The organism is Frankia sp. Cppng1_Ct_nod (genome assembly GCF_920656135.1).
Lineage (GTDB): Bacteria > Actinomycetota > Actinomycetes > Frankiales > Frankiaceae > Protofrankia > Protofrankia meridionalis.
The window spans coordinates 26,152-42,939 of the sequence record NZ_CAKKTK010000009.1; the positions used below are offsets into that span (position 1 = coordinate 26,152).

Genomic DNA, 16,788 nt, shown 5'->3' on the forward strand with positions numbered 1-16,788 from the left:
GGATCACCTGTGCCGCGTTGTCGCGGTGCCTTGCGGACGTGCCTGCGGATGATGAAGAGTGTGGGTGTGAGGACCTTTCCGCCGCGACAGCCGTTGCTACCAGATCTTGAAGGCGGTCGCATCCTGCGGACGGCACGGCCTGTCGGGGACCCGTCATGAAGGGTCGGCGTCGGGTCTTTCTGGTGACCCAGAGGTCCGCGGCGCCGCCGTCCGCGGTGTTCGAACTGCTCGCGGATGGCGCGGGCTGGTCACGCTGGGCGCGTCCGCTGGTCTTCCGGTCCGTCTGGGAGCAGGAAGGCACGCCCGCGCCGGGCGGAGTGGGCGCGGTACGCAGGTTGGGGCGGGCACCGCTGTCCACCCGGGAGGAGGTCGTGGAGTACGTCCCCGACCGGCGGCACGCCTACCGGATACGTTCGGGCCTGCCCGTGCGGGACTACCTGGGGACGGTGGATCTGTCACCGGTCGACGGCGGCGGCACCGAGATCGTATGGCAGGGCAGCTTTGTCGCGCTCGTCCCCGGGACGGGCGCGGTGCTCGCGACGGGCTCCAGGTTCTTCATCACGTGGCTCGCCCGCCGTCTCGCCGGGGCGGCGGCTGCCACCACGGACACCAGGCCGTCGGCCGACGCCTGACCCGTACGGCTCTACGGCTCCTTGACCAGCAGGAGTGCCAGCGCCGGGCAGTCGGTCGCGGCCCGGCGGGCGAGTTTCTTCAGCCCCGGTGGTACCGGGGCGTCGGCGATGACGGGGTAGCCCCACTCGTCCAGGGTGATGTGTTCGCCGAGCAGTTCGGCGCACAGGCCGTGCCCGGCGCAGGTGATCGGGTTGACGCGCAGCCGCAGGCTCATCGGGTTCATCTCCAGTCGTGTTCGCCGGTGGGCACGCCGGCGGGAATGGGCAGAAAGGGCTGCGAGCTGCGTGCGCCGCACCACCCGTCACGGTGCCGGTCGATCTCCGGACCGAACAGGACGAGCGCGCTGCGGACCAGGCGGACCGTGCCGTCGGGGTGGTGGCAGGCGCCGCGGCGTTCCACCAGACCCGCCCAGCGTTCGAGGTCGCGGCGGGTTCCCTCGTCCGGGTTCAGGCTCGCGAGCGTGCCCAGCGCGGCGGCGATGCGGGGCAGCCCGTTCAGGCACGGCCCGCACTGCCCGGCGGACTCGAGCGCGAGATACCGGACCACCCGTGCGGTTTCGACCAGGCCGCAGTGGCTGGCGGGGAGCGCGGCCAGCACCCCCGCTCCGACGGCGGCGCCGAGCGGTCGCAGGGCGGCGTTCGACAGCTTCAGGCCGCGGGCGCGTTCCACCGGTAGCCAGACGCCGTGGTAGCCGCCGACAAGGACGGCCTGAACCCGCGTGGTGAGGTTCAGGAGATCGGCCAGGGGCGTTCCGATGGCGGTTTCCACGACGGTGGGGGTTCCGTCCGCCTGATGGCAGGACGTCAGCATGCTGCCGGGCTCGACGGGCGTGCCGACGGCCCGGAACCAGCCGGCACCGTGGCGGGCGATGAGCGCAAGGTGGGCGAGGGTCTCCACGTTCTGGACCAGGGTCGGCGCGCCGCCCACACCGGACTCGGACACCCGGTGTGGGGTGAACCGGGGGATGGCCTCCCCGCCGTCGATCACGTTGACCAGGGCGGACTCCTCCCCGGCGAGAAACCGGGGCGGGGCCGCGACGAGGGTGACCGGTATCCGGTCGGTGCCGGCGACGGCGCGTTCCGCCAAGGCGGCCCGAAGCCGCCCGTGCAGCTTTTCGTCACGGTGGACGTAGAGGAAGGCCTCCGCGGAGCCGACCGTCTCCGCGGCCAGCTGGACACCGTCGAGCACCAGGTGCGGCGAGGTCCACAGCAACAGCTTGTCCTTGCCACTGGCCGGTTCGCCTTCCGCGCCGTTGGCCACCACCACCGCCCGGCGGCCGGCGTCGGCTACGGCGGCGAGCTTGCGGGCGACGGGGAAGGCCGCGCCTCCACGTCCGGTCAGGCCGGCGGCGTGGACGGTGTCGAGCAGAAGACGCGGGCGACCGCGGTAGGGCAACGGTCCGTGACGGGTGAGGTGTCCGGCCAGGTCCACAGCCATGGTTGCGCCGGCGCTGGTTGCGGCGGTCGGCAGCAACCGTGGCAGAGCGGTAATACCCGACGTGGTTGCTGCCACGGGGAGGACGGTGGGTGTCATCGGGAGGGGGCCTTTCGGTGCGAGGCTGCGGGAGTGCGCCGATCCGCGGTGACAGCGGGTGCGCGGAAGGCGCTCAGCACGGCAGCCACCCGCTGCGGGCGGGGCAGCGCATGACCGGCTTCCGCGAGCCGGTGGCCGATGGCCGCGCAGACGGCGCAGGCGCAGCAGACCGTGAGCGCGAGCAGCCAGCCGGAACGAAGATCGCTGCTGGCACCGATACCGTGGACGAGGGCGACCGGGTAGGCCGCATAGGCGAGCCAGTGCACCCCGCGCCAGACGCGGTGGCCGAGCCGGAGTCTCAGCAGGCTGGTCACGACGACGGTGATGATCAGATCGAGGGAGATCGCGCCGAGACCCAGCCAGAACGTCTCGTAACTTGAAGTGAACGGGACGATGGCGGCGATCAGTCGGATGCTGACGTAGGGGTCGGCGACCGCGGTGAGTATGTGCAACGCGAGGTAGATCACAACGAGCAGCGAAAGGGTGCGGTGCAGACCGGTCACCGCGAACCGGGGGAGGCCGGGCAGCCGACCCTTGCGGTTGACCAGCACGCCAAGTACTACCACCGCGGAGAGCATGACCAGGGAAATGATCCCGGTGGCGCGGCTGGTGTACCACAGGGCGGTGCTGGAGGTGATCGTGTTCATGCTGCCGCTATCTCCTTCGTCTCGTCCCGTTCCGTCTCGTCCGACATTGCTTCCTGCGGCTCCTGCGGCTCCCGCGGCCAGCCTGCGACGGTGTGGATCGTGCCGGTGTGTTCCACGAGCCGGGCGTGCAGGTCGAGCCGGGCCAGCCAGCCGAGCGCGGGCCAGCCGCGGATGATCGAGGTGGTGGCGGCGATGTTCGCGTCCAGGCAGGTGGCGGCGGCGACCGACACGGTCCGCCAGACCGGGGCGGCGGGCAGGCCGCTGCGCGGGTCGAGAATGTGGTGCAGCATGTCCCCGCCTCGCCGCCAGCGACGCGCGCCGGTACCGGATGTCGCCAGCCCGCCCTCACTTATCGTGATCGCAGCTGATGGTCCGGTCGCCGGGGCGTCAGGATGCCCGGTGACGTCCTGCACCCGGATCCGCCAGCCGCCGGTGGGCGGCTGCCCCGCAACCGCGATGTCCCCGCCGAGGCTCACCAGGACACCGCAGCCGACAGCTTCGGCGAGTCGGACGGCGGCCCGGTCGGCCGCCCACGCCTTCGCGGTGGCGCCCAGGTCCAGCCGCACCCTCGCCGGGACGGTGAGCTGCCCGGTCGTCCGGTCGAGGACGATCTGCCGCCAGCCGGGGACGTGGCGCACGGTCATTGGCGCCGGTGGGCCTGTCGGTGGGACCAGCGGGAAGTCACGGTCGTAGCCGATCTCGGCGAGGGCTCCGCCCACCGTCGGATCAAGATCACCGTTGGTGAGTGCCGCCGCGTGGAGCGCCACCGCGACCGCTTCGGCGAGCAGCGGACTCACCATGACGGGCCGGCCGTCCGCATGGTTGACGGCGACGAGTTCGGAGTCGGGGCGGAACCTGCTGCACGAGACATCCAGGGCGGCGATGTCCGCGGCGAGCATCAGGCGCGCCTCGGACAACCGGGACGGGTCGGTGACGACCACCCGGACGGTGGTACCGATCGCCTTCCATTCGGCGTCCGCCACGGTGCTCATGACGTCGCGCCCGAGGTGGCGTGCGAGCTGCCTGACGACGAGGACGACGAGGACGATGAGGATGACGGCGCGGACGAGGACGACGATGAGGATGACGGCGCGGACGAGGACGATGAGGATGACGGCGCGGACGAGGACTGCAACTGCGACGAACCGGACGTGGTGTCGCTGGTGCTGTTCGAACCGCTCAACGAGGTTGTGCCGCTACCTGTGCCTGACGTGCTGGATGAGGTCGTGCCGCCATCGGTGCTGGCGGTCGTCACGGAGGCCGTGGAGCCGGGCAGGGAGAAGAAGACCACACCCGCTCCCAGCACGCTGGCAACGCCGACCCCGGCGGTGACTCTGGTCAGTCGGGACATGCCGGTCTGGCGGCTCGTCCCGGGGTTCGCTGCTTGATCGGACCGGCTGGCAGTCATGTGGGGTCCTTCCCGGATCGGGTAGTGGTGTCCGGTAGGGGGCTTCGGCCGGTTGGCGGCGGCCTGCACGAACACCGTGCCCGCGAGCCTTAGCGCTGGCCTTGGCGTCAGCTTTGAGTTCCCTGTGAAGCGGACCTCGCGTGGTTGTGCCTGCGGTGGGCGCGTCGCGTGAGATGATCGCGGTGGCATTGTTCGCGAGGTGCCCCGGGAGGCCGGGGATGATCGGACACCGGCCTCGCACGTGTGCCGCCCGTCGATGGTCGGGCGGCCGGACAGCGGGAGCTTGCCATACCTGCGGATCTCTATGACGTGATCTACCGGCGACGTGACGTGCGTGCCCAGTTCACCGGGGCGCCGGTCCCGGAGGACGTCCTGGAACGGGTGCTTGCGGCGGCCCACGCCGCACCCAGCGTCGGCCTGAGCCAGCCCTGGGATTTCATCGTGATCGAAAGTGTCCGGACCCGGAAGGCGTTCTCTGATCATGTCGGGCATGAGCGTGCGCTCTTTGCCTCGACTCTGAGCGGGGACCGGGCCGCCCGCTTCACCCAGATCAAGATTGACGGCGTGATGGAGTCGACGCTGTCCGTCGTGGTGACCTACGACTCCCAGCGCGGCGCACCGGGCGTCCTGGGCCGGCATTCCATCGCGGATGCGGGGCTGTACTCGGCGTGTCTGGCGATCGAGAATCTGTGGCTGGCGGCAACCGCCGAAGGGCTCGGCGTCGGTTGGGTGTCCTTCTACCGTGAGCGGATGGTCCAGGACCTTCTCGGGATTCCCGACGGCATCCGCCCGGTCGCGTGGTTGTGTCTGGGGCCGGTCACCCATCACGAGGCCGTTCCCGATCTGGAACGGCACAGCTGGGCACACCGTCGTCCGCTGCGTCAGGCGGTCCATCGCGAGGCGTGGCGGCCCGCCGGTCAGGGGCGCGCCGCGGGTCCCGCCTGATCTGGATCAGTCGGGTTCGGTCTGCGCCTGCGGGGATGCCGGTAACGATGCCGGTAACGATGCCGGTAACAGCGCGTCGGTCAGTGTCCGGCACAGCCACGCCTCGTACTGTGCGGCCGTCCACTGCCAGGTAACCCGGAGCATGTGGTGGACCTCGGGCGTGGTGAGTGTCCACAGGATGGCCGCAGCCTCGTCGATGGGCGTCCGGTCGCGCAGCGGGCCGCGCTCGGCGATCCAGCCCGCCACTGTGATCATTGATTGTCGTCGCCGGCGTAAGTGCTGGTCGTCCCGGATCTCGGCGACCTCACGGTCGGCGGCCGCGGCGCCCCGCAGGATGTCGTCGAGCGGCCGGGTACGTTCGAGCAGGCGGGACGTGCCCGCGGCAAAGATCTCGATCTGTCGTTGTTGGTCGGTTTCCCGACGGATCGCGTGCGGGTCCTCGGCTCCGCTCACCAGGTGATCGCCGTCCGTGCCACCGCCGTCCGTGCCACCGCCGTCCGTGCCACCGCTCGGATGGATGCCCGTGCCCACGGCGGCGTTGTCGATGAGTTCCTTGAGCAATCCTCGTTTCGACCGGAAGGCGTCGTACACGGTGTCGGGCGAGACGCCGGCCGCCCTGCTGATCGCACTGATCGTGGTCGTCGCGTAGCCGTGGGCGTGGAAGAGCTCACTGGCCGCTTCCAGGATGCGCAGCCGGGTCCGGAGGGCCTGCTCGGCGCGCAGGGGGGAGTGGTACGTGCGGCGCCTGACGGGGTCAGTCATCGGACCGCTCCAACACCGCTCATCCCAGCGGAGTCGAAGCCGGCCCCAGCGGGCCGAGGGCCGGCGGGAAGGCTGCCGGTGTGGATCCGGTCGCGGAGCGGTCGCGGTTTGACGACTGCCACCCGGCGGCGCCGGCGACCGCCCTTTGGCACTCTTTGGTCATATTTAAACCATATAGCGCAATGTGCGCGGTTGGCGACCGGATCAGACTGTTGGTTGAAGCGTTCGTCGACTGTTGAAATGATCGCGAAAGTCGCACCCCGACAGCTTCAGGTGATGACTTGACGGCGATCCATCACTATTTTTTGTGATCTAGTTGTGCCGGTGCTTCCGGGTGGATCTATTGTTTACTGAAGGTGATGACCGTGCGATTGGTCGAACCAATGCCTGCCGCACCGATATCGCCGGTCACCCCGTGCCCCTTGAACCCGATCGCGGTGGCCAGTCCGGCTATCTGGTTGTCACTGGTGATCGTGTAGCCGGCGGCTGGCAGCGCCTGGCGGTAGAACGTGGCCACCGCGCTGTCGGAGACACCACTCAACGTCACCGTGGACTTGTTGCCGCTGGACGCGCCATTCTCCACCTTGGCACCCGGCGGGATCGGGAACCCGGCCGGGACGTTGGCCCCTTTCAGCGCGTCGTTACCGGTGGCCACCTGCCCGCCGGGCAGGGACGTCGGCAGGGACGTCGGTAGGGACGTCGGTAGGGACGTCGGTAGGCCGGACGGCAGCGAGGTCGGCAACCCCGAGATGGTCGCCGACGGTGACGCCCCGGTGGTGCCGGCCGATCCGCCGCACCCTGCGACCAGTAGCAGCATCAGGCCACCTCCCGCGGCTGCCGCGGCCAGCCGGGACGGCCCGGAGCCGACGGGACTCTCGCAGGCACCCACCCTGCTGTCACTCTTCACGGAACTCCCCCTTCGCGGACTCGGCCGCCACCGTGCGTCAGAGATGGCCTGCCGTGGCTGCCGATCCGATGTGATATTCGCCATTGATACCGGTCCGAACACCATAAGCGGCCAACCCCGGGGAGTAGCTGGGTTGTCGTCGTCCTGTCAGTGCGTCCGCACAGGGCTCCTGCCTGGCGGTCGGTGGCGGCGTGACCCCGGAGTGGTGTTACTCACCGCCAGGCTCCCCACGCGGTCTGTTTCGCGCTCGGGCCGGTCCCGACATGCCCCGGAGCGCCCAGGATCAGGTTCTCAGCGGTACCGTGATGTGCCGTGGCAGTGAGCAACAATACGGTTGCCGGGGTGGTTCTCAACTACCTTGATGACAATCCTGGTGAGATCGAGACGTTGGGTCCGCTGGTACTGGCGTCGATGGCCGGGCCGAAGCCTGTTACGGACCGTTCCACGATGCCGGCGCATGTCACATGCGGCGCGGTCGCGGTCACGGCCGACTGGCGGGTGCTGCATGTCCAGCACCGGCGTCTGGAGCGCTGGCTGCTCCCCGGAGGGCACCTTGAGCCTTCCGACCGGTCCCTTCTCGGCGCCGCCCTGCGTGAACTCGCCGAGGAGACCGGAATCGCCGCGAACACGGTGATTCCGGACGCCGTCCGACCGGTTGACATCGACGCGCACGTCATCCCCGAGAACCCCGACCGGGGAGAACCAGCCCATATACACTATGATGTTCGTTTCCTGCTGCACGTCCCCAATCGTGCGGTGGAACTGCGCTCCGAGGAGGTCTCCGACCATCGCTGGGTTCGGTTAGGCGACCTGATGGGGACTTTGGGTGACAAGTTGCGTGCCCGCCGTGCCCTCCCCGGGCCGGCGCGCCTCGCGTACTGACCCGGTCGGTCAGGTTCCGGGCTGGATCAGCTACTGAAACGGGCGATGGCACGCATCTTGTTCATCGCGTCCAGCGCGGCCACCTTGTAGGACTCGGCGAGTGTCGGGTAGTTGAACACGGCGTCGACCAGGTAGTCGACCGTGCCGTTGCAGCCCATCACGGTCTGGCCGATGTGGACGAGTTCGGTCGCACCCGTGCCGAAGACGTGGACGCCGAGCAGCGTGCGGTCGATCGAGCTGACGAGCAGCTTCAGCATGCCGTAGGAGTCTCCGACGATCTGGCCGCGGGCGAGCTCCCGATAGCGGGCGACCCCCACCTCGAACGGCACGGCCCGCTCGGTGAGCTCGTCCTCGGTGCTGCCGACGTAGGAGATCTCGGGGATGGTGTAGATCCCGATGGGCATCAGATCGTGCCGCATCACGTGGACGTCCTCACCGCAGGCGGAGTAGGCGGCGAGCCGGCCCTGCTCCATGGAGGTGGCGGCCAGCGCGGGGAAACCGATGACGTCGCCGACCGCGTAGATGTGGTCGACCTCGGTCCGGAAGTCCGAACCCACCTTGATACGGCCGCGGTTGTCGGCGCTGAGGCCCGCGTTGACGAGATTGAGTGCGGTCGTGAGCCCCTGGCGGCCGGCCGAGTACATCACGGTATCGGCGGGAAGTTTCTTGCCGCTCTCCAACAATGTCAGAGTGCCGCCGTTGTGGCGCTCGACGGAAACCACCGACTCGCGAAACCTGAATGTAACCGCCAGGTCTCTCAGGTGGTACTTCAGGGCCTCGACGATCTCCACGTCGCAGAAGTCGAGCATCCGGTCGCGGCGTTCCACCACGGTCACCTTGGTGCCGAGTGCGGCGAACATGGAGGCGTATTCGATACCGATCACACCGGCGCCGACGACGACCATCGAGCCGGGAATCTTGTCCAGCGCCAGGATCTGGTCGCTGTCCACCACGGTGCGGCCGTCGAAGTCGACCGTGTCCGGCCGGGCCGGCCTGGTCCCGGTCGCGATGATGATGTTCTCCGCCCGGACCCGCCGCTCCTCGACCTCGTCGGGGCCGACGATTTTGATGGTGTGCGGGTCAACGAAACTGGCGGTCCCGATAAGCAGCGCGACCCGGTTACGGCTGAGCTGGCTGCGAATGACGTCGATCTCACGTCCGATGACGTGCTGAGTACGGGAGGACAGGTCGGCGACCGTGATGTCGTCCTTGAGCCGGTAACTCTGCCCGTACATCTCCCGTTGGGTCATACCGGTGAGGTAGAGCACGGTCTCACGCAGTGTTTTGGACGGGATCGTGCCGGTGTTGATACAGACCCCGCCGACCATGTCACGGCGGTCGACGATCGCAACGCTGCGGCCGAGCTTCGCGGCGGCGATGGCTGCTTTCTGCCCGCCCGGACCGGATCCGATGACAAGGAGGTCGTAGTCGTACATCGTCACCTCCTCACGTCAATACTCCGAAATTGATTACTGCGAGGCTAGCTGGCCGGGACGGTCGCGGTACCGGGATCGTGAGGTTGTCACTTCCTCTTCTGCCGGGACTTCCGGACCTCTCCGGACGGCTCGCCAGGGGTGGTCGGACGGGTGCGCGGCCGGTGTGCGGCCGGTGTGTGGCCGGAGCGGGGCCGGGATGCGGGGCCGGGATGCGGGGCCGGGATGCGGGGCCGGGATGCGGGGCCGGGCGGTGCCCCCGTGCCGGCCGTCCGAGGCCCGGGAAAAATCTTCCAGGTGCCCCGTAACCTCCGCCGGAGTGTCTCGTTGAACCAGGTGCGGGGGTCGTGGGGGCTTGCTGGGGGGTCTTCCACGGCCCCCCGCCGTTCGACGGGACGAACGGCGGGGGGTTTCTCGGCCACAGCGATTGGTCCGGTGGTTTCCGGGCCTTTCGGACGGGTCTTTCCGGGGCTTTCGGACGTTCGTCCGTGGCCGCGCCGGCCTAAGCGCGTGTCGTTCCTACGGGTGCGTCATCGACAGGACGTCCAGCGCGGCGTCGAGCTGCGCCTCGGTAAGCGTGCCGGCGGCCACATAGCCACGTTCGAGGACGACCTCGCGGATTGTCTTCTCCTCGGCGAGGGACTGCTTGACGACCTTGGCGGCCTCCTCGTAGCCGATATAGCGGTTCAGCGGCGTCACGATGGATGGGGAGGACTCGGCGAACCGCCGGCAGCGCTCGACGTCCGCGATGATGCCGTCGACGCAGCGGTCCGCGAACAGCCGGCTGATGGTGGACAGGATGTGGATCGACTCGAGCAGGTTGCGGGCGATCACCGGCAACATCACATTCAGCTCGAAGTTACCCGCGGACCCGCCGAACGCCACGGCCGCGTCGTTACCGACCACCTGGGCGACGACCTGGCAGACGGCCTCGGGGATGACCGGGTTCACCTTGCCGGGCATGATCGACGAACCTGGCTGGAGGTCGGGCAGGCGGATCTCCCCGAGCCCGGCGCGCGGACCCGACGACGCCCACCGCAGGTCGTTGGAAATCTTGTAGAGTGACAGCGCGATGACCCGCAGCACACCGGACGCCTCGACCAGGCCGTCGCGGGACGCCTGGGCCTCGAAGTGGTTGCGGGCCTCGGACAGCGGTAGCCCGGTGGACACCGCGAGCTGCTCGATGACCGCCGCGGAGAAACCGGGCGGGGTGTTGATGCCGGTGCCCACGGCGGTGCCGCCCAGCGGCAGCTCACCGATCCGGGGCAGGGCCGCACGCAGCCGCTCGACGCCGTAGCGAACCGCCGCCGCGTACCCGCCGAACTCCTGGCCGAGGGTCACCGGTGTCGCGTCCATCAGATGGGTACGCCCGGATTTCACGACCTCGGCGAACTCGACGCTCTTGCGTTCCAGGGACGCGCCCAGGTGGTCGAGCGCCGGGATCAGCTCGGAGACGATCGCCTGCGTCGCCGCGACGTGGATCGAGGACGGGAACACATCGTTGGACGACTGCGAGGCGTTGACGTGGTCGTTCGGATGCACCGGCCGGCCGAGCCGCTCGGTGGCCAGGGTCGCCAGCACCTCGTTGGTGTTCATGTTGGACGACGTCCCGCTGCCGGTCTGGAACACGTCGATGGGGAAGTGGTCGTCCCAGGCGCCGTCGGCGACCTCGGCGGCGGCCTCGCTGATCGCGGTGGCGATCTCGTCGTCGAGGACGCCGAGCTTGGCGTTGACGGTTGCCGCCGCGGCCTTGATCCGCGCCAGGGCGGCGATGTGGGCCCGGGAGATCCGCTGGCCCGACACCGGGAAGTTCTCGACCGCACGCTGGGTCTGCGCCCGCCACCTGGCCGTGGCCGGTACGCGTACCTCGCCCATGGAATCGTGCTCGATGCGGTAGTCCTGCTCGCTCATGTGCTCCCGCTCCCACCGGTCGTTACCCGTTCGACATCTACCTTCCGTTCTGGAGGTTAGGGGCAACGCGGCGGGCGCGTGGGCGGGTGGGCCCGGAGCTCCCGCCCGGACGGACGGACGGCCCGGTTGCGCGGACGGGGCCGCCGCGCGTGTGATCGCGACCGCCACGCCTGATATCCGAGCCCGGGCCGCGGTCGCGGCGTCCGTGCCTCCGTGGAACCCGCCGGCGGGGCTAATCGCTGACTTATTAATACCGCTTGATTGTCCGCTATTTGTCTTCCTGGGTGCGGCCGAAATCTCATCGGATCCGCCGTCTTACGCTGCTAGCGTGGTCATCGGGGACATGAATGGTTGCGCGGTAACGGCTGGGGTCGTCCGCATGGACATGTGAAATGGCGGCAGTCATGCGTTCCGGTCCCGGCCGTCGTCTTCTTGTGCGTTCCACGGCCTTGGCCCTCACCCTGGTCGCGAGCGCCTGCGCGCATGGTAATTCACCGGCGCGCGGGAGTTCTTCGGCCATATCCGTGGGCACGGAAAACGTCCAGGTCACCGGGCGGTCGACAGCGGGGCCGACCCCGTCCCAGGCTCCTTCCGTGACCGCCGCCGACGGTGGTGCGCCGCTGGCGCGACAGATGGCCATCGCTGGGCTGGATGCGGGCGCGGCCGGGTCGCTCGGGACAGCCGCGGCGTCGGCACCGACGCCCACCACGGCTTCCTCGACGGCGGACGCGATCCTGAGCGCGCAGGTGTCGACCGGGTCGGCCCCGGCGTCCCCGGCCGGCTGGGGGAGCCCGGTCCTCGTCGAGAACTTCGACGGTGTCCTGAACACGTCAAAGTGGAATGTTTACAATTCCCCGACCGCGGATAAACTTCCACGCCGGGCTTCGAACACGTCGGTGAGCGGCGGTTCGTTGCGGCTGGCCGGCAGCTATGATGCGGCGGGACGTAACATTTCCTCGGGGGTGGCCAACACCGTCAACCAGCTGTACGGGCGATGGGAGGTCCGGTTCCGGGTCGAGGCGGGGGCCGGTTACTCCGCGGTCGCGTTGTTGTGGCCACGGACGGATAAATGGCCGACCGACGGCGAGGTCGATCTCTTCCAGATCGGGTCGGCCGACCGGGCGACGGCCGGAGCCTTTGTGCACAACGGTCCGGACAACAACTCCACCGGATATACGATCAAGGCTGATTTCACGAAGTGGCACACGGTCGCCGTCGAATGGCTGCCATACCGGCTGACCTATTTCCTCGACAACCAGCCGGTGTGGACCGTGAGCAAGTCCACAGCGGGCGGTAACCTCATCCCGAGCACATCTCCGATGCACCTGGCGCTACAGCTCGACGCCGGCTGCGCCGGGGGTGTGACGTGTCGTGAGGCGAGCACTCCCGCCCGGGTGAACATGTACGTTGACCAGGTTCGGGTGTGGGCCGCGCCACCCGGGCTGATCGGGTAGGCGGCTGATCGGGTAGGCGGTTGCTCGGGCAGGTGTCAGTGGGCCGGCGCGTGGGTCGCGGTCGGAGAGATCGGGACGGAGTCCCGCGGCGGGTTCGTGCCCAGCACGATGTCCCCGATGTTGGACGTCACGCCCAGCCAGTAGTGCTCGTTGCGGAAGTGGTGCAGGCGGTGGTTGCGCCACACCCGCCGGTACAGGACTGTCCGTGGCTGATAGCCGCTGTGGATGACGAAGTGCGTCCAGTCGTAGGCGATCATCCCGAGGCCCACGCACAGTGCCGCGGTCGATGCCGGGAGCGACCCGAACACGGCGACGGCCAGCCCGAGCGTGCCGCCGCCGAGGACCTCCTGTGGGCGCAGGAACATCGTGTCCATGCTGGTCGGGTCCTGATGGTGCTGTTCGTGGCCCCAGCCGGCGGTCCGGTAGAAGAAACGGCCGACGGGGCCGGACGGCCGGGCGTGCAGGATCCCGCGGTGGATCGACCATTCGACGAACGGCTGCGCGGCCAGCATGGAAGCGGCGACCGTGGCGTCCGCCCGGCTGAAGCGCCCGCGGGCGAGCCGCACGGTCGCGACGCTCGCGACGGTGCCCAGCAGCACCGGCGGGCGGGGATGGGCCAGGAAACGGCGGGCGGCATCGCCGAGGGTGGTGACCTCGGACGCCCGGCCGTGCGGACCGGGCCTGTCCAAGCGGGCGACGGCCGTGGTGGCGGCCGTGGTGGCGGAGCCGACGGCCGTGGTCGCGGCCGTGGTGATGGCGCGGACGATCCCGACCGTCGTCCGGGCCGGGGAAGGCGTCGTCGGCGTGCTCAGAACGGCACCGTCGAGTACGCCTGGAGTTTGGTCAGCTGATGCTGGCTGTCCACCCGGCGGACCGTCCCGCTGCGGGAACGCATCACGAGAGAAGAGGTGTTCGCCCCGCCCGGCCGGTAGCGGACCCCGGCCAGCAGCTCGCCGTCGGTGATGCCGGTGGCGACGAAGAAGACGTTGTCGCTGTCGACGAGTTCGCGGGTGGTCAGGACACGTTTCGGGTCGTGGCCGGCGTCGAAGACCTTCAGCTGCTCGTCGGGGTCCCGCGGCCACAGGCGTCCCTGGATGACCCCGCCGATGCAGGCCACCGCACATGCGGCGATGATCCCTTCGGGTGTGCCGCCGATGCCGAGCAGCAGGTCGGCGCCGGTGTCGGCGGACGCGGCCATGACCGCTCCGGCGACGTCCCCGTCGGAGATGAGCTTCACCCGGGCGCCGGCCGCGCGGATCTGCTCGACAAGCTCGGCGTGGCGTGGGCGTTCCAGCACGACGACGGTCACGTCGCGGGGGTGCACGCTCTTGGCCTTGGCGACGGCGCGGATGTTGTCCTCGACAGGCGCGGTGATGTCCACCACGCCGGCGGCTTCGGGGCCGGTGACGAGCTTCTCCATGTAGAAGCAGGCGCTCGCGTCGTACATGGACCCGCGTTCGGACACGGCCATGACCGCGATCGCGTTGTTCATGCCCTTGGCAGTGAGGGTGGTGCCGTCCACCGGGTCGACGGCGACGTCGCATTCGGGACCTTCGCCCGAGCCGACCTCCTCGCCGTTAAAGAGCATGGGGGCTTCGTCCTTCTCGCCCTCACCGATGACGACGACGCCGCGCATCGACACCGTGCCGACGAGCCGTCGCATCGCGTCGACGGCGGCCTGGTCGGCGCCGTTCTTGTCGCCGCGCCCGACCCACCGGGCGGCGGCGAGTGCCGCGGCCTCGGTCACCCGGACGAGTTCGAGGGCGAGGTTACGGTCGGGGGCCTGCCCCTGGACCGCGAGATGATCAGGAAGACCTGTGCTGTCTGCTGCCACAGTTCCCCACAGTAGTTGCAGACGGGTTCATCCGCCCGCGCGAACACCCACCCGCCGCGCCGGGGCCGACGCCTTGGGCGCGGGCGCGATCATACAGCGTGATCATGCGGTGCAAGGTGTCGGGTGTCATACACCGCGGAGGTGGTTCATGGTGCAACCTTGGCTGACAGGCAAGCGTCCAACCTGTACGTATAGGCGACCGGCACGCGGAGGGGGCGTGCCGGGCGCCTGTTCATTGTTTACCGGCGGTTGATCGCCTGGCGTTTGGCCGCGCCGGTTGCGCCCTGTTAGTTGGGTTACCCCGGTCCCGTGGTTGGGCCGCCCGGCCGGTCCCGCCGCCCGTGAGAGTCCGGCGGGGCGTCAGGATGGACGGGTGGCACGACGACGCGGGCAGGAGACGATCCGGGACATGACGCTGTCCCTCGGCGTGGTGATGGCAGGGGTGCTGCTGTTCGCCCTGTTCATGCCGCGGGGCGGGGGGGACGCGGTGAAGGCGGTGGACACGGCCGCCCCGGTCACCGCCTTCGCGCGTTCGGCGCCGTTCGCCGTGGTGGCGCCGGTGGGCCTGCCCGGTTTCTGGAAGGCCACGTCGATCCGGACGGACGCGCCATCGGGTGCGTCGCGTACACAGACGGTCGAGCTGACCATCGGGTACGTCGTCGACCGGTCGGGTAACCGGACGTACGCGCAGCTCAACGAGGGCAACGCCTCGGACGCGGTAAAACGCATCCTGGCCGACCGGCCGGTGACGGGGGCCGTCGAGGTGGCGGGGGAGTCGTGGCAGGAGAGGCGGGACGACGCCGGCCATCTGGCGTTGACCCGCCAGGCCGGTGATGTCGTTCTGATCGTCTCGGATGGCGGTGGCAAGGGCGGCGCGTCCCCCGCCGACCTGAGCACCCTCGCCGCCTCCCTGCGTCCGCACACCGCCTGACCACCGGCGACCCCGAGGCTGCACCGTTTCGTGTGTCAGCCCGTCCGGACACATCGACGATAAAAACATGGACAGGACCACGGACCGGACGGAATACCGGGTTGACTCGTGAGCAGATTTCCTGTTGGTGATCGTTGTTAATTTAGATCATTTTGGGATTCACGGAAATATAATGCTGAATCCAGGCGGATTGGTTCTTTCTGAGCCGTGGTATCGCTGGAACCGTTGACCGAACGGGTGCCCGACCGACATGCACGCCCGCGAAGGCTGGTGACGTTTGACACGGCTACGGGGTGGAGCGTCAGGGCCGTTGCGGCATGTGATGAGATGATGCTGTGGTTCTACTCCAGTCGCTCGCCGTCGCGGGGACGGATTTGTGTTGAGTCGGACGTTGTCTTTTCCGCGACTCGAGAAACTGGTGTTTTCACCCAGGTGGCGTAGGGCTGTCGTGGTGGCGCTGGTCGCGGTTCTGCTGTTCGGCGTCGCGACGGTGCGGCTGTTCATCCTTCCTGCCACCAACGCGCCGGCCAAGGTCGACGCCATCGTCATGCTTGACGGCAACATGACACATGAGCGGCGCGACCGGGCCATCGAGCTGGCCCGAGTCGGTTACGCGCCGGTGCTTGTCGTCTCCACGCCACACGGCAAGAAATGCCCGGTGAACGCCGTACCAACGGTTCGTGTCATCTGCTTCGACCCTGAGCCTGTCACCACCCAGGGTGAAGCGAGGGGAACAGCGGAGCTGGCGTCGCGGTACGGCTGGAAGACCATCCTGGTGGTTGCCAGCCGGCAGCAGGACACGCGGGCAAGAATTCGATTTGAACGCTGCTACAACGACCGGGTACTCGTCGATGTCGTAACCCCGCGGCTGCGTGACTGGCCCTACCTCATCGCCTACGAATGGGGCGCACTGGGCAAGGCGATGATCCTGCAACGGGGCTGCTGAACCGAAGGAAGACGTGCCGGCCGGGGGAGTCACGGCGCGACAGCGGCATCCGAGAAGATCAGGCTGATGTCGACGTCCCCACCGAAATGGATGAGCTGGGAACGCCCCGGAGCGGCCAGCATCCTGCGGACGCACTGGCCGACGGTCATCGACTCGCTCAGGGTGATCTCATACAGATCCTTGCTGCTCCGCGGGCGGCGGCAATACCAGGAACTTTAGGTTCTGGTATTGGGGGCCCGGTCCGCTCGGCATCGAGCTGCGGTTACGGCGCCGCGAGGCCACACTGAGCCAGCACGAGGTCGGCAGGCGCGCACACTGCTGCCCGTCCTACATCTCGAAGATCGAACGGGAGACGGAATTCCCCACGGTCGCTCTCGTTCACAACCTTGACCAGGTACTGGACGCCGGTGGCGCGATCATTGCCGCCCGCGCCGCCGACACGCGGGCGAGACCATCACGCTCACCGGCCATGGCGTGCCTGACGTGCCTGTGCAGCGGCTGATCGGGGAGGCTGCCACGAACCGCCGGGATCTCCTCGAAGCACTTGCCGCAACGGCCGGGC

18 protein-coding genes are annotated in these 16,788 nt (G+C 68.8%); 8 read left to right on the forward strand and 10 right to left on the reverse strand.

Annotated elements, in window-relative coordinates; all coding sequences use genetic code 11:
* The first annotated feature begins 155 nt into the window (after positions 1–155).
* A complete protein-coding gene (locus NBW77_RS04695; RefSeq protein WP_250279333.1) occupies positions 156–632 on the forward strand; it encodes an SRPBCC family protein in 477 nt (158 codons plus the stop codon).
* Positions 633–643: 11 nt separating this feature from the next.
* On the opposite strand, the gene NBW77_RS04700 is transcribed toward NBW77_RS04695, so the two are convergent.
* The 4 genes from NBW77_RS04700 to NBW77_RS04715 are packed head-to-tail and all read right to left on the reverse strand — an operon-like array spanning position 644 to position 3,805.
* Positions 644–847, reverse strand: a complete 204-nt coding sequence (locus NBW77_RS04700) for a ferredoxin (protein ID WP_131745366.1) — start codon at positions 845–847, stop codon at positions 644–646.
* A 5-nt stretch (positions 848–852) separates the two neighbouring features.
* Positions 853–2,166, reverse strand: a complete 1,314-nt coding sequence (locus NBW77_RS04705) for an NADH-ubiquinone oxidoreductase-F iron-sulfur binding region domain-containing protein (protein ID WP_250279334.1) — start codon at positions 2,164–2,166, stop codon at positions 853–855.
* Positions 2,163–2,813, reverse strand: coding sequence for a ferric reductase-like transmembrane domain-containing protein (locus tag NBW77_RS04710; protein WP_131745367.1), 651 nt, complete (start codon positions 2,811–2,813; stop codon positions 2,163–2,165). Before NBW77_RS04710 ends, NBW77_RS04705 begins: the two co-directional genes overlap by 4 nt.
* Entirely contained in the window at positions 2,810–3,805 is a 996-nt protein-coding gene (locus tag NBW77_RS04715; protein ID WP_250279335.1) for an FAD:protein FMN transferase, read from the reverse strand. The genes NBW77_RS04710 and NBW77_RS04715 overlap by 4 nt, the downstream gene beginning before the upstream one ends.
* A 15-nt stretch (positions 3,806–3,820) precedes the next feature.
* Between NBW77_RS04715 and NBW77_RS04720 the strand changes: the two genes are divergently transcribed.
* Positions 3,821–4,201: a hypothetical protein gene (locus NBW77_RS04720; RefSeq protein ID WP_175324639.1), complete on the forward strand. Its 381-nt coding sequence runs from the start codon at positions 3,821–3,823 to the stop codon at positions 4,199–4,201.
* Between the two features lie 263 nt (positions 4,202–4,464).
* Positions 4,465–5,166 (forward strand): 5,6-dimethylbenzimidazole synthase, encoded by a 702-nt coding sequence (gene bluB / locus NBW77_RS04725; RefSeq protein WP_242605569.1) that lies wholly within the window; start codon positions 4,465–4,467, stop codon positions 5,164–5,166.
* Positions 5,167–5,172: 6 nt separating this feature from the next.
* Here bluB and NBW77_RS04730 read toward each other — a convergent pair whose 3' ends face one another.
* Positions 5,173–5,928 carry a TetR/AcrR family transcriptional regulator gene (locus tag NBW77_RS04730; protein ID WP_131745368.1) on the reverse strand — a complete coding sequence of 252 codons (756 nt, stop codon included), beginning with the start codon at positions 5,926–5,928 and terminating at the stop codon, positions 5,173–5,175.
* A gap of 340 nt (positions 5,929–6,268) precedes the next feature.
* Entirely contained in the window at positions 6,269–6,835 is a 567-nt protein-coding gene (locus tag NBW77_RS04735; RefSeq protein ID WP_131745369.1) for a hypothetical protein, read from the reverse strand.
* Positions 6,836–7,153: 318 nt separating this feature from the next.
* Between NBW77_RS04735 and NBW77_RS04740 the strand changes: the two genes are divergently transcribed.
* On the forward strand, positions 7,154–7,717 hold the full coding sequence (locus tag NBW77_RS04740) for an NUDIX hydrolase (protein WP_242605570.1): 564 nt from the start codon (positions 7,154–7,156) through the stop codon (positions 7,715–7,717).
* A gap of 26 nt (positions 7,718–7,743) precedes the next feature.
* On the opposite strand, the gene sthA is transcribed toward NBW77_RS04740, so the two are convergent.
* Both sthA and NBW77_RS04750 read right to left on the reverse strand, forming a co-directional pair.
* Positions 7,744–9,153 (reverse strand): Si-specific NAD(P)(+) transhydrogenase, encoded by a 1,410-nt coding sequence (gene sthA, locus NBW77_RS04745; protein ID WP_131745370.1) that lies wholly within the window; start codon positions 9,151–9,153, stop codon positions 7,744–7,746.
* A 516-nt stretch (positions 9,154–9,669) separates the two neighbouring features.
* Positions 9,670–11,061, reverse strand: a complete 1,392-nt coding sequence (locus tag NBW77_RS04750) for a class II fumarate hydratase (RefSeq protein ID WP_131745371.1) — start codon at positions 11,059–11,061, stop codon at positions 9,670–9,672.
* A 593-nt stretch (positions 11,062–11,654) separates the two neighbouring features.
* Between NBW77_RS04750 and NBW77_RS04755 the strand changes: the two genes are divergently transcribed.
* Positions 11,655–12,515 (forward strand): glycoside hydrolase family 16 protein, encoded by an 861-nt coding sequence (locus NBW77_RS04755; RefSeq protein WP_165485835.1) that lies wholly within the window; start codon positions 11,655–11,657, stop codon positions 12,513–12,515.
* Between the two features lie 35 nt (positions 12,516–12,550).
* Here NBW77_RS04755 and NBW77_RS04760 read toward each other — a convergent pair whose 3' ends face one another.
* Positions 12,551–13,204 (reverse strand): sterol desaturase family protein, encoded by a 654-nt coding sequence (locus NBW77_RS04760; RefSeq protein WP_250279336.1) that lies wholly within the window; start codon positions 13,202–13,204, stop codon positions 12,551–12,553.
* 119 nt (positions 13,205–13,323) lie between these two features.
* The gene (gene glpX / locus NBW77_RS04765; RefSeq protein WP_131745373.1) at positions 13,324–14,349 is read right to left on the reverse strand and encodes a class II fructose-bisphosphatase; all 1,026 of its coding nucleotides are present in this window, start codon (positions 14,347–14,349) and stop codon (positions 13,324–13,326) included.
* A gap of 373 nt (positions 14,350–14,722) precedes the next feature.
* Here glpX and NBW77_RS04770 point away from each other — a divergent pair, with 373 nt between their 5' ends.
* The 3 genes from NBW77_RS04770 (at position 14,723) to NBW77_RS22260 (ending at position 16,728) form a co-directional block, all read left to right on the forward strand.
* Positions 14,723–15,280, forward strand: coding sequence for a DUF4245 domain-containing protein (locus NBW77_RS04770; RefSeq protein WP_131745374.1), 558 nt, complete (start codon positions 14,723–14,725; stop codon positions 15,278–15,280).
* A 418-nt stretch (positions 15,281–15,698) separates the two neighbouring features.
* Positions 15,699–16,226 carry a YdcF family protein gene (locus NBW77_RS04775; RefSeq protein WP_242605572.1) on the forward strand — a complete coding sequence of 176 codons (528 nt, stop codon included), beginning with the start codon at positions 15,699–15,701 and terminating at the stop codon, positions 16,224–16,226.
* A gap of 256 nt (positions 16,227–16,482) precedes the next feature.
* Positions 16,483–16,728 (forward strand): helix-turn-helix domain-containing protein, encoded by a 246-nt coding sequence (locus NBW77_RS22260; RefSeq protein WP_349816965.1) that lies wholly within the window; start codon positions 16,483–16,485, stop codon positions 16,726–16,728.
* The last annotated feature ends 60 nt before the right edge of the window (positions 16,729–16,788 follow it).

Coding starts and splice junctions, on each gene's coding strand:
- NBW77_RS04695 (WP_250279333.1), top strand. CDS start 156: ATGAAGGGTCGGCGTCGGGTCTTTCTGGTGACCCAGAGGTCCGCGGCG.
- NBW77_RS04700 (WP_131745366.1), bottom strand. CDS start 847: ATGAGCCTGCGGCTGCGCGTCAACCCGATCACCTGCGCCGGGCACGGC.
- NBW77_RS04705 (WP_250279334.1), bottom strand. CDS start 2,166: ATGACACCCACCGTCCTCCCCGTGGCAGCAACCACGTCGGGTATTACC.
- NBW77_RS04710 (WP_131745367.1), bottom strand. CDS start 2,813: ATGAACACGATCACCTCCAGCACCGCCCTGTGGTACACCAGCCGCGCC.
- NBW77_RS04715 (WP_250279335.1), bottom strand. CDS start 3,805: ATGAGCACCGTGGCGGACGCCGAATGGAAGGCGATCGGTACCACCGTC.
- NBW77_RS04730 (WP_131745368.1), bottom strand. CDS start 5,928: ATGACTGACCCCGTCAGGCGCCGCACGTACCACTCCCCCCTGCGCGCC.
- sthA (WP_131745370.1), bottom strand. CDS start 9,153: ATGTACGACTACGACCTCCTTGTCATCGGATCCGGTCCGGGCGGGCAG.
- NBW77_RS04750 (WP_131745371.1), bottom strand. CDS start 11,061: ATGAGCGAGCAGGACTACCGCATCGAGCACGATTCCATGGGCGAGGTA.